This is a genomic window from Anabaena sp. UHCC 0253 (assembly GCF_009712085.1).
GTDB lineage: Bacteria > Cyanobacteriota > Cyanobacteriia > Cyanobacteriales > Nostocaceae > Dolichospermum.
Map to the genome: position 1 here is coordinate 870,182 of NZ_VILD01000002.1, position 11,578 is coordinate 881,759.

Annotated in this window: 9 protein-coding genes, 1 tRNA gene and 1 pseudogene; 3 read left to right on the top strand and 8 right to left on the bottom strand. The window is 38.2% G+C overall.

The window, feature by feature from the left end; translation table 11 throughout:
* Positions 1-195: 195 nt before the first annotated feature.
* The 5 genes from FJR38_RS08160 to FJR38_RS08180 all read right to left on the bottom strand — a co-directional run bounded on the left by FJR38_RS08160 (position 196) and on the right by FJR38_RS08180 (position 6,195).
* Complete coding sequence (locus FJR38_RS08160; protein ID WP_168536375.1) at positions 196-1,995, bottom strand: aspartate kinase; 1,800 nt, start codon at positions 1,993-1,995, stop codon at positions 196-198.
* Between the two features lie 389 nt (positions 1,996-2,384).
* Positions 2,385-3,179 (bottom strand): phosphate ABC transporter ATP-binding protein PstB, encoded by a 795-nt coding sequence (pstB, locus tag FJR38_RS08165; RefSeq protein ID WP_168536377.1) that lies wholly within the window; start codon positions 3,177-3,179, stop codon positions 2,385-2,387.
* Entirely contained in the window at positions 3,173-4,096 is a 924-nt protein-coding gene (gene pstA / locus FJR38_RS08170; protein WP_168536379.1) for a phosphate ABC transporter permease PstA, read from the bottom strand. The genes pstB and pstA overlap by 7 nt, the downstream gene beginning before the upstream one ends.
* Positions 4,097-4,147: 51 nt before the next feature.
* Positions 4,148-5,062 (bottom strand): phosphate ABC transporter permease subunit PstC, encoded by a 915-nt coding sequence (pstC, locus tag FJR38_RS08175; RefSeq protein ID WP_168498575.1) that lies wholly within the window; start codon positions 5,060-5,062, stop codon positions 4,148-4,150.
* Positions 5,063-5,181: 119 nt separating this feature from the next.
* Positions 5,182-6,195: a PstS family phosphate ABC transporter substrate-binding protein gene (locus tag FJR38_RS08180; RefSeq protein ID WP_168498573.1), complete on the bottom strand. Its 1,014-nt coding sequence runs from the start codon at positions 6,193-6,195 to the stop codon at positions 5,182-5,184.
* Between the two features lie 289 nt (positions 6,196-6,484).
* Between FJR38_RS08180 and FJR38_RS08185 the strand changes: the two genes are divergently transcribed.
* The 3 genes from FJR38_RS08185 to FJR38_RS08195 all read left to right on the top strand — a co-directional run bounded on the left by FJR38_RS08185 (position 6,485) and on the right by FJR38_RS08195 (position 8,686).
* Complete coding sequence (locus FJR38_RS08185; protein WP_168498571.1) at positions 6,485-7,081, top strand: chromophore lyase CpcT/CpeT; 597 nt, start codon at positions 6,485-6,487, stop codon at positions 7,079-7,081.
* A 121-nt stretch (positions 7,082-7,202) separates the two neighbouring features.
* Positions 7,203-7,274 (top strand) — tRNA-Cys (locus FJR38_RS08190).
* 182 nt (positions 7,275-7,456) lie between these two features.
* Entirely contained in the window at positions 7,457-8,686 is a 1,230-nt protein-coding gene (locus tag FJR38_RS08195; protein ID WP_168536380.1) for a tyrosine-type recombinase/integrase, read from the top strand.
* 92 nt (positions 8,687-8,778) lie between these two features.
* Here FJR38_RS08195 and FJR38_RS08200 read toward each other — a convergent pair whose 3' ends face one another.
* The 3 genes and pseudogenes from FJR38_RS08200 to FJR38_RS08210 all read right to left on the bottom strand — a co-directional run.
* On the bottom strand, positions 8,779-9,195 hold the full coding sequence (locus FJR38_RS08200) for an IS1 family transposase (protein ID WP_168536381.1): 417 nt from the start codon (positions 9,193-9,195) through the stop codon (positions 8,779-8,781).
* An 18-nt stretch (positions 9,196-9,213) separates the two neighbouring features.
* Positions 9,214-10,743: a fdxN element excision recombinase XisF gene (gene xisF / locus FJR38_RS08205; RefSeq protein ID WP_168536382.1), complete on the bottom strand. Its 1,530-nt coding sequence runs from the start codon at positions 10,741-10,743 to the stop codon at positions 9,214-9,216.
* A gap of 280 nt (positions 10,744-11,023) precedes the next feature.
* Positions 11,024-11,578: pseudogene (locus FJR38_RS08210) on the bottom strand (IS5/IS1182 family transposase); the annotation flags it as partial.

Below are 11,578 nucleotides of genomic sequence, written 5' to 3' on the forward strand. Positions count from 1 at the left end.
TTTCACGCAGAGGCGCAGAGTCTACAGAGAGTAAGAGTTTGAAATCATTGATTTTTGAATTTCATACCCTAATTCAGCAACGCCGAAATAGGGAATAGGAAACAGATAAGAAACACTCATTTGCACCAGTTTAAAACTCAGTTAAAAAAAGATGTTTTTCAACATGAGTTTTTTCTGTTCCCTGTTCCCTTATTCTCAGACAGGAACAACAAATTTTTCACTTCCAGCTAAATCAAAAGCTGCGTGAATAACTTGTAAAGCTTTCACACCTTCGTCAATAGCCACAACACAACTAATTTTGATTTCTGAAGTGGCAATCATTTGAATATTGATATTATTTCGAGCTAAAGCTGTGAACATTTTAGCAGCTATTCCTGGTTGTCCTACCATACCAGAACCAACGATACTCACTTTAGCGATCGCACTATCTAATATTACTTCGCCCCAACCAAAATCTCCTGCTACTTGTGTAAGTTTTTGTTGGGCGTTTTCTACATCTATTTTGGCGACAGTGAAAGCAATATCCCGACGCGGTACACCATCTAATACTCGACAACGTTGGGATTGAATAATCATATCTATACTAATATTACATTCTGCCAATAATCCAAACAATTTTGCTGCCATCCCCGGACGATCTGGTAATTGTCGAATTGCAATGCGGGCTTGGTTCATATCTAAAGCTACACCGCGGACAGCAGGAGCTTCCGTAGTAGGAGCAGGGAGAGACGTAGAGGAAGAGTTAATTTCAAAAGTGTTGCAGAGGGCTATTATAGCGCGATCGCAATCTCCAACATCAACAACACAACTCACCTTGACTTCACTGGTAGAAATCATTTGAATATTCACACCAGCCGCAGCCAAAGTTTTAAACATCTGTGCTGCTACTCCTGGCCTCCCAATCATCCCTGCGCCGACAATACTCACTTTTGCTGTATCTTTCTCAACAATAACTTCTGCTTCATCTGAACTAGGATGATTTCTCAATACTGGAGCTATAGCCGATGATACAGCTTCTGCCCGTTTTAATATTGATGTATTTACTGTAAAAGCAATGTCGTTACTATTACCTTCATGAATAGATTGAATAATTAAATCCACATCAACATTTTGCTGGGAAATTTCTCCAAACAACTGGGCTGCTATTCCTGGTTTATCAGGAACACGCAATAAAGCCACCTTAGCCTGTTGAATATCAAATTCTACAGCATCCACAGGACGGGCTAATTCTAAGTTTACTAATGGCCGATCTTGTCTTGGTGGCGTTGTTACCCAAGTTCCCGGTTGATCTGTCCAACTAGAACGTACCACCAAAGGAACGCCATAATTACGGGCAATTTCCACAGCCCTGGGATGTAATACTTTCGCTCCTAAACTAGCCAATTCCAGCATTTCATCACTGGTGATTTCTGTTAATAATTGGGCTTCGGGAACAAGCCGGGGATCTGTAGTTAATATTCCTGGCACATCTGTATAAATTTCACAAAAATCTGCACCGATAGCTGCTGCTAAAGCTACTGCTGAAGTGTCAGAACCACCACGTCCTAAAGTTGTAATTTCTAATTCTTCTGTGCTGCTAATTCCTTGAAATCCAGCCACAACAACAACTTTGCCACCATTGATATGCCGCATCAAGCGTTCTGTTTCAATATGTAAAATTCGGGCGCGGCTATGTTCGGCTTCGGTAACAATGCCTACCTGAGCGCCAGTCATAGAAATCGCTGGTTGGCCAATTTCCTGTAATGCCATACTTAATAAGGCAATGGTAACTTGCTCGCCTGTGGAAAGCAGCATATCCATTTCCCGACGGTTAGGGCTTTTAGAGATATCATTAGCTAGTTTAACTAAGCCATCAGTGGTTTTTCCCATCGCTGAAACCACTACGACAACAGAGTTTCCCGCTTTGACAGTTTTTTCAACCCTACTCGCAACAGCTTGAATTCGTTCGACTGAACCAACAGATGTACCACCGTATTTCTGAACTATGAGCGCCATAATTTTACATTTAATCAATATGTGATTGCTTTAATCAATACTTCCGTCGGGAAGCATTGAAATATTACAAGTTATTTAGACTACTAAAATATCAGAAACAGCGATAGCTATGCTAGTCTTCGGCAACGCTCAAACCAGAGAATTTAAATTTTGTGATGATTAATTTTTTAATCTTTAACAAAAAATTAACCCATTACCGTACCTTTCTTAACTTTTTTTGACCAATTACTATACATACTTACATCTAGGGAACAGCATTATTGACCATTCATTAATTAATGCTACACCCCTCAAACATGGACAAGCATAAAAAATTCCTAGCTGGAGATATGTCTATATCTATCCTGCTAGGTTTATTTTTATACTATCATCGGCTGTCATCCAGTTCTTTAACCAAAACGACCATTTACATAGTCAGCCGTTCTTTCCTCGACGGGTTGATCAAAAATAATCTCAGTTTTGTTAAACTCTACCAATTCGCCCAAATACATAAATGCTGTATAGTCAGATACACGGCTTGCCTGCTGCATATTGTGAGTAACAATCAAAATAGTTACTGTTTTTTTAAGTTCAGTAATTAACTCTTCAATACTAGCAGTAGCTATAGGATCTAAAGCAGATGTTGGCTCATCAAATAGAATAATTTCTGGATCAGTAGCCAAAGCTCGCGCAATACATAAACGCTGCTGTTGACCACCAGAAAGATTAAAAGCTAAATCATGTAATCTATCCTTAACTTCATTCCACAACGCTGCATTATGTAACGCTTGCTCTACTTTTTCATCAATAACTCTCCGCCTAGATTCACCTCTTACCCGCAAACCATAAGCCACATTCTCATAAATTGACTTGGGAAAAGGATTAGGTCTTTGAAATACCATACTAATCCGCATCCGGACTTCAATAGGGTCAATTTTCTTACCTAGCAAATTAATACCATCTGGTTCTAAGGCAATTTCCCCTTGATAACGATTTCCTGGATACAAATCGTGCATTCGATTGAAACAACGTAACAAAGTAGTTTTGCCACATCCAGAAGGTCCAATCAGTGCTGTTACCTGCTTTTCACCCACGGACATATTAATGTCTTTCAGGGCGTGGACTGTGCCACCATAGTAAAAATTCAGGTAATTAACAGAAGCTTTGATTGGTCTTTGTAAAGTTGAAGATTTTGTTGCTACCATTTGATTGTTCTGCGGATACGATAACGGATATACATGGCGACAGAGTTCATAGCCAAAGTAATAAAAATGAGGATGATACCTGCGGTAGCTGCATTCACTTGGAAGTCAGCCTGGGGACGAGATATCCAATCAAACATTTGAATAGGCATGACTGTGAAGGGCGCAAGTAACCAAGAAAAAGAAATATAAGGAAACTGCCCTGTGACTGGTGGTTCTGGTAAAAAGGCAATAAATGTTAGCGCCCCAATGGTAATTAAAGGTGCAGTTTCACCAATGGCTCGCGCCATAGCGACAATAATTCCTGTGATAATTGTCCCTGTTGAGTAAGGGAGAATATGATCCCAAATCATTTGCCACTTGGAAGCACCGGCGGCATAAGCAGCTTCACGGATACTATTGGGGATAGCCCGTAAAGCCTCACGGGTAGAAACAATTACCACTGGTAAAACTAATAATGCTAGGGTGAACCCAGCCGTCACAACGCTTTGCCCAAGATTTAACCCATAAACAAATACTCCTAAAGCCAGAAGTCCGTAAATAATCGAGGGAACTCCTGCGAGGTTGGTGACGTTAATTTCAATTAAATCAGCAACCCAGTTTTTTCTGGCATACTCTTCTAAGTAAATCCCCGATGCTATCCCTACAGGAATGGCTACTGTTGCCGTTACTAGCATGACTAGCAGAGTTCCTACCCAAGCGGAAAGGATACCAGCTTCTTCCGGTTTGCGACTAGGAAAGGACGTTAAAAATTGCCAGGAAAGCCGAGGTAAACCATCACTAGCCAAGTCAAATAACAGTGCTACTAGTGTGACAATACCAATCAGCATTGACAAAAAGCCAATGATGTTGAAAATATATTCCGATCGCTTATTACGGGCAATAGTCTTGCGGACTTGCTGAATATTCAGAGTTGTCATGTAAATAATTGATAATTGACAATTGACAATTGATAGTTAATTGTTCTCTAATTAATAAATTTCTCGATAACGTTTGGTGAGAAGATGACCTATGACGTTGAAACACAAAGTCATTAGCACTAGAGTCAGTCCGACTGCAAAGATAGTTTCGTATTCTAGACTGCCATGAGGTAAGTCTCCCAGGCTGACGGAGACAATATAGGCTGTCATGGTTGCGGCTGGTTCTAATGGGTTTAGGGTGAGGTTGGGTTGACCACCTGCGGCGATCGCAACTATCATAGTTTCACCTGCTGCACGAGAAATCCCTAAAATGTAAGCTGCTATTATTCCAGAAATAGCCGCTGGTAATACCACTCGTAAGGCTGTTTGTAAACGGGTAGCCCCAGTGGCATAAGAACCCTCACGCAGATGTGTGGGAACTGCACGCATAGCATCTTCGCTCAGGGAACTAACGTAAGGAATGATCATCACACCGATAACTAGTCCCGCACTCAACATACTAAAACCAGGCAAAGCCGGCAGAATTTTTTGTAATAATGGTGTGACGAATAACAATGCAAAATAACCATAAACTACTGTAGGAATGCCGGCTAGTAGTTCTAAGGCTGGTTTAACTATTTCCCTGATTATGGGAGGAGCAAATTCACTGAGGTAAATAGCAATAATTGTTCCCAATGGTATTGCTACTAATAAGGCCACAACTGTGGTGACAAAAGTTCCCGAAACAAGTGGCCAAATACCGTAATGTTTGTCATCAAATAATGGTGTCCATTGGGTATCAGTTAAAAATTCCCATAAAGATACTTTCTGGAAAAATAGAATGGATTCATAAAGCAAAATACCAATAATTGCGATTGTAGTTGCGACTGAGGAAAGTGCAGCTAAAAACAAGATAGATTCAATTGCCCGTTCTCGTAAATCCCTTGTTATTTTTGGCGAAAACTGAGTTTGCTTGGCATTAATCATGTTAGAAATTGGATCTCAGATGATGACTTGAGATAAAGAAAAGTGTGATATCGTTGCTTTATTCTGAGTTGTAGAGACGTTCCATGGAACATCTCTACAGTATTTATTTGATACTAGATTTATTCTTTAGCTTCACGACGCATTAATTCGTCAATCTTTAAACCAACTGATTCTTTACCACCAAATATGCTACCAAATCTCTTTTTATTGAAATGGCCTTGAGCAGTAGTGTAAGCTGAATTTGGTAAAGCTACATATCCTACTTCTTTCACTAACTTAGGTGCATTCCGTAAGTAGAATTGGATAAACTGCTTCACCTCTGGTTTATTAGCAGCCTTGTCACTAACATAGATGAATATAGGGCGGGATAATGGATTGTAAGTACCGTTTTTTACAGTTGTTTCCGAGGGGGTGACACCATTAACTGATACTGACTTGAGTTTGTTTTTGTTTTCTGTGTAATAAGCAAAACCAAAGAAACCAAGGGCGTTTTTATCGCGAGCAACACCTTGTACAAGTACGTTGTCGTCTTCACTGGCTGTGAAATCACCCCGGCTAGACTTGGATTTACCAACAACAGCTTCGGTAAAGTAGTCAAAAGTTCCCGAGTTAGCACCAGGTCCAAATAACTTCAAAGGTGCATTAGGAAATCCCGCACGGACTTGATTCCAGTTATTAATTTTGCCCTGTGCGCCTGGTTCCCAAATTTTCTTGAGTTCAGCGACTGTCAGGTTTTTAGCCCAAGTATTGCCGGGGTTAACCACAACTGTTAAAGCATCATAAGCTACTGGCAATTCAACGTAGCGAATACCAGCTTTTTTGCATTCATCAATTTCTTTTTGGAGAATGGGACGGGAAGCACCAGAGATATCTGTTTCACCGCGACAGAATTTTTTAAAGCCACCACCAGTACCAGAAACACCAACGGTAACTCTAACTTTACCTCTTTGCGATTTTTGGAATTCTTCTGCTACTGCTTCGGTAACAGGGAACACGGTACTAGAACCATCAATCTTGATTGTACTCACACTTTGGGAGAAAACCGCAGACATTGACACAGCCAAGGTGGTGGTCATCAATGAAATTGCACCTAAGGCTTTTAAGCTGGTAAGCTTAAGATTAACTCTGTTCACAAAAAACTCCTAAATTTATGGGACTTAATATTTCGCTCAATAGCTCCGAAAAATCAACGGTTCTATTCAATTAAGAAACGATGAAAAATTATATGTACAATGTATAAATTCACAGAACAAGGTAATCTAGCAATTAACTTGTGGTTAGATAAAGGTTAATTTTTAGTGAATGTTTGGTAAAGTTTAATATAGATGTTTAATGACATACTAAGGTTTAAAATTAGCAAATCTGTATCAGGCGGTTTTGAGCCTCTGTACCAAAATCCACAATCTAAAATCCCAAATTACTATGACTCATTCTACAGATATTGCCACCTTAGCTCGTTGGATGGCCGCTGATTTTAGCAATCAAGCCCAAGTTTTTGAGAATCCGGCTTTTTATGCCCATATCCGTGTATGTATGCGTCCCCTCGATTTTGGGGTATTATCAGGGGTAAGTTTGTTTGTGGAACAAGCTTATGACTATATGCTGAATAAGCCTTATCGGGTGCGGGTGTTAAATTTACTGACGGTAGGGGATAAAATTCATATTGAAAACTATACTGTCAAGGAAGAAAAAGACTTTTACGGTGCTTCCCGTGATTTACCAAGATTGCAGACTTTAACGAGCGATCGCCTAGAAAGACTCTGTGGTTGTAACATGATCGTAGAGTGGAGTGATCACAAATTTAAAGGCACAGTCGAACCTGGAAAGGGCTGCATTGTCATCCGTGACGGGCAAAGAACCTATTTGGATAGTGATTTTGAAATTGATGGCGAAAAGTTCATCAGCCGCGATAGAGGACGAAATCCCGACACAGATGATCATGTTTGGGGTTCTGTAGCAGGTCCTTTTTACTTTCTCCGTTGGGGGAATTTTGCCGAAGAGGTGAAATTAAATCCTTAAGATCCAATGTTGGACAGGCTTTTTGTCTGTCCAATCTGTGAAAAAAATGAATATGCAAAAAAATTTCTCCTAGATGGTGCAATTTGGCAAAAATGGTGCTAATATAGGTAATTGTGAGTGCGGCGACATAGCCAAGTGGTAAGGCAGAGGTCTGCAAAACCTCCATCCGGCGGTTCAAATCCGCCTGTCGCCTTTAAGAAAAAACAGTCAAAACCAAGCAATTCAAGGCTTTTAACAATAAGAACAGGGAGGGGTATCATGCTCCTCCCTTAATTTTTTGAAGTAAGTCTGGGGTAAATTCGGCTAGTTTGGGATAACTATTGGGGTAAAATTGGGGTAAAAGTAAAGTAAAGGTTTCTACCCCAATAAACAATTATGTATTCTCAAAACTCCCAAGGTAAAGCTTCCAAAGGGGCTATCCAAATTAAAAACTCCAATGGTAGGCTTCAGTTAGTTTTTTCTCATCCTATAGTTACCCCAATAGGGGAAATTAAAACCAAGCGTTTTTACTTTTCTACAGGTTATGACGATATGCCACTTGGCAGACAACGAGCATCTGTTTTAGCAGATACTATCCAACGTGATATTGATTATGGTGAATTTGATGCAAGTTTAGCTAAATACAAGCCAGCAGCATCTTTAACAACCGTTACCTCATTTACTCCATCTGCTAGTCCAAAACATGACTTGGGCGAACTCTGGGAACAGTATACAGAATTCAAGAAACCTCAAGTGAGTCAGTCTACTTATGCTGTAGATTATCGAAAGTATCGCAATCATATCGCTAACTTACCAACAAGAAACCTAGAAGATGCGATCGCAATTCGTGATTATCTCGTAGCGAATTTAACTCCTAATGCTACTAAACGCACATTAACTAATATTCATGCTTGCTGTGATTGGGCATTGAAAAGCAAGTTGATCGAATCTAATCCCTTTCAAGGAATGGCACAGGAAATACAGATTCCTAAGTCAGAATCTGAGGAAAACGAGATTAATCCATTTACAAAAGAAGAAAGGGATATAATTATTGCTGCTTTTGAAGAGAGTAAGTTATACAGCTATTATGCTTCTTTGGTAAAAATTCTCTTTTTTACAGGCTGTAGGCCATCTGAAGCAATTGCTTTGCAATGGAAACACATTGGTGATAGATTTATTACTTTTGAGCAAGCAATCACTATTAGTACCAAGGGTTTAGCTCTAAAAAATGGCTTAAAGACTCAGAGCCAAAGACGGTTTCCCATTAATAATCAAGTGAAGGAAATTTTAAACTCTATTAAACCTGAAAATTTTAATCCAGAAGATTTAGTTTTCACAAGCAAAAAAGGTGGATTTATTGATTTTGGTGATTTTCTATATCATGCCTGGAAGGGCTATAAAAATCGTCATGGTACGGTAATTGAAGGGATAGTTACCCAATTAGTTAAACAAGGATTAGTCAGCGAGTACCGTAAACCTTATCAATGTAGGCATACATTTATTACCCTTTGCCTTGAAGCCGATATTGATGCAAAAGATGTTGCTAAATGGGTTGGTAATTCTCCAGAAATTATTTACAAGCATTATGCTGGTAACAAGCGAGATTTACAAGTACCTGAATTGTAGTATAAGTCAATTATAAAATTTGGTTCTATCGCTCCTTTATATTTATTTTGTTATAAAGAAAACGGTAGAACCTAAAATTACATCAAGATTATTTATTCCTGATGATTGTTGGAGTTGTTCAGGTTAGAAGAAAGTGCATTGTTAGTCATTTCTATCTCTAATTTAAGTCTTTGTAACTCCACTGGACTTAGAGTAGCTAAACTATTGATCCTTTGTCTAACGATTTCCAAAAAATCCTGAAACTGGGGACATTTCTGGCACTTCAATTGTTTACCAGGAATTGAGCAATCACAAATAAATATCGGTCTTTCGAGAAAAGTTCTCTTACATTTTTTACAGATATATTTTTGTACACCTTGAAAAGATCCATATTTACGAATCTGGTTAGATTTACATCTTGGACATTCTATCTCAGAATTTATTGGTTTTGGATGCCATGATTTTAATGTTTCTTGCATTGCTACTTCACATCGGATCTTATTTAATAAAAATTGTTCTTCAGTATTCATACAATCACCTTCTTGTTTCTATATTTTCAAAATCACTGATTCTACTTCTCCATTACGGATAAGTATGCGCTGGACAATCTGATGATAAATTTTGACTTTATCATCGGAAGAAAGTGTGTACCAGATAGCTAAATTATTGCCAGCAATAATAATTTCTTCTGTGGTTTTTTGTGCAATTGCATCATATAGAAAAGGATTTATTTCCTCAGCAATTTGTTGACGAGTTTTATCTTTTATCTTTTCTAAGTCTGGATCAAAACCAGGAATTTGCTCTAAAGCTTCCAAACGAGATTCCAGAGCTTTCAAATTTTCTGACTTCTCCTGGTTTAAATTAGGTATTGTGTCCGATTCACTAGCAAGAACATGGGACCGTTCTACTAGCGTATTGATTAGGGCATCTTCAATATTCTGTTTACGGGCAGATTTTTTATTGGAGCAACCCATACCTACATATCTACAGGCAAAATAGGAGTATTTTTGACCTTTGTAATTATTAGTTTTGGTGATACATCGTGAATTACATTCAGCACAAAAAACTAAACCAGTCTGGTAAGCATAAGGTTGATAACAAATAGGGTTGTCAAAATCTTGGTTGAAGCTAAAACCTCCTATTTTAGAATTGAAATTGATAATTTGTTTAATCTCTACTAATTCTTCATCAGTAATGAGTCTATGTTCTGGATGTGTATCATGAATTATCATCCAATCCTCTGGCTTATTTCTTTTGCTTTTACCTTTACTAATACTAACTCTTTGAAAATAGGCGGTGTGTCCACACAAAACAGGATTATTTAACCATCTATTAAAGCCAGCAGGAGTCCAATGGAATATACTACTGCGACTATTTCGCTTTGCAGTCTTTTTAAGAATTCCATACTTATTAAAGATTTCCTTTAAGGCACGAGCTACTCCTTTCTTTTCCAGGAAAATATTAATACAATCTCTGGCTATTTGTTTGATAGTTAATCCTGGAAGTTTTGTCAAATCATCTTCGTGATATAGTTCCAGATAATTAGCAGGTCTGTCTGACAGAAGACACAAAAACAAGCGATGATCTAATTCATATTTATCGTTAACTACTTGATACCCCCAAGGATAAGATTCACTAGCAGCTTTTTTATTGCGACGGTAAGCTTTTCCGTGTTGGATACGTTCTGATAATAGGTCTGTTTCCCATTCAGCAAGAGAACCCAAGATATTGACCATTAACTTCCCTTGGGAAGTGTTCAAATCTATTTGCTGATCTAAAATTTTCAGATTTACTTGAGCTTGGTGATAATCATGTATACACTCACGGAGTTTAGGTAATGACCTTGCTAATCTATCTATGCGAGTGATAATTACTTCATCAACTGCTTTCTTATGGACTAAATCTAGCAGTTGTTTGAGAGCAGGTCTATCATCTCTACTACCTGACTGAATATCTTGAAATATTTCCGTAGCTCCTGCGGCTTTTAGCCTTGCTATTTGCTGTTCCAAAGCATGAGAGTCTTCAGCTTGTTCACGGGATGAGACTCTCGCATATCCTACAACTCTTTTTATCTTCATTAGTTCAACCTCATTGAATATGATGATTTTTGTGCATACCCACTACCAGCTGGATATGCACAAAAATGGGTTATTTATGCCTAAAAAATCTCATGATCAATAGGTGAATAGCTAGAAAAAACCCTATTGACAATCTTGTGTACTTATTTGTCTTCATGGATAAAAAAATAACTCTGATATTTAGATACCAGAGCCTTCATAAAAATGGATTTTTTGTCTAATTTAGTTAAGAAATGTTAAGTGTATATTTCAAAAGTAGTCTTGTTTCTGCCTAAGCCCAATACCATTCAAAAGAACTAGCTGACAACTTAGCTCCAAATTCCACTGATGAACCAGCTTTTCCCCTAACAATTGGACGGACATGAGGTTGTGTTAAACTTACGATTCTATCATCAACACGAGTCAGACTATTTTCATACATGAATAACTGTTGTCGGTATACTTCATTTACTACTAATAGTATTTTATGTTTTTGGCTACTTAGCCACTCCAGCTTGGCTCCAAGTGCTATTAGTCTATCTATATGTACTAAGTTTCTTTTCAGGTATTGTAGTTGTTTTTTTATGGCTTTTCTTTTTTGTTTTTTCGATGGTCGTCGTTTTTTAGCGACGTTTAGATATTCTTTTCTAGCTGTATTTCTGTAAGTTCTTGGTTTTTTATGTTCGTTTTCATCCAATTCTTCATACAGAATATCTATTATTTCTTCTGTCTGCTCCCTGGCTTGATTTAGTAATCCTAAATCTGTTGGATATTTAATATCTGCTGGTACACAAGTTGCATCTAACTTTAATTTCCCCTGATTTTTATCTTCATCTATTTTTTCTTCTCCCGCTTC